Origin of the sequence: Herbaspirillum lusitanum P6-12 (genome assembly GCF_000256565.1) — a bacterium.
Taxonomy (GTDB): Bacteria; Pseudomonadota; Gammaproteobacteria; order Burkholderiales; family Burkholderiaceae_D; genus Herbaspirillum; species Herbaspirillum lusitanum.
In genome coordinates, this window is sequence record NZ_AJHH01000287.1 from 1 (window position 1) to 340 (window position 340).

A 340-nucleotide genomic window follows, 5' to 3' on the forward strand; every position below is an offset into this window, starting at 1 on the left:
CGGCTGCGGCAAATCGACCACGGCCCGCGTGCTGATGCAACTGATCAACCAGGACAGCGGCGAACTGGTGTTCGACGGCGAGACGGTCGGCTCGCGCGCCTTGCCGCTGCGGCAGTTCCGCCGGCAGGCGCAGATGGTGTTCCAGGACAGCTACTCCTCGCTCAACCCGCGCATGACGATCGAGGATTCAATTGCTTTTGCTCCCACTGTGCACGGCTTGCCCTCGCGTGAAGCGATCACGCGTGCACGCGACTTGCTGGCGCGCGTGGGATTGCAACCTGAGCGTTTCGCCGGCCGCTATCCGCATGAACTGTCCGGCGGCCAGCGCCAGCGCGTCAAT

The 340-nt window shown here is 65.3% G+C and carries 1 protein-coding gene; it reads left to right on the forward strand.

The features are described 5' to 3' along the window. Positions 1–340, forward strand: a 340-nt coding sequence (locus tag HLUSI_RS27785) for an ATP-binding cassette domain-containing protein (protein WP_040503303.1), incomplete at both ends; no start/stop codon positions are given.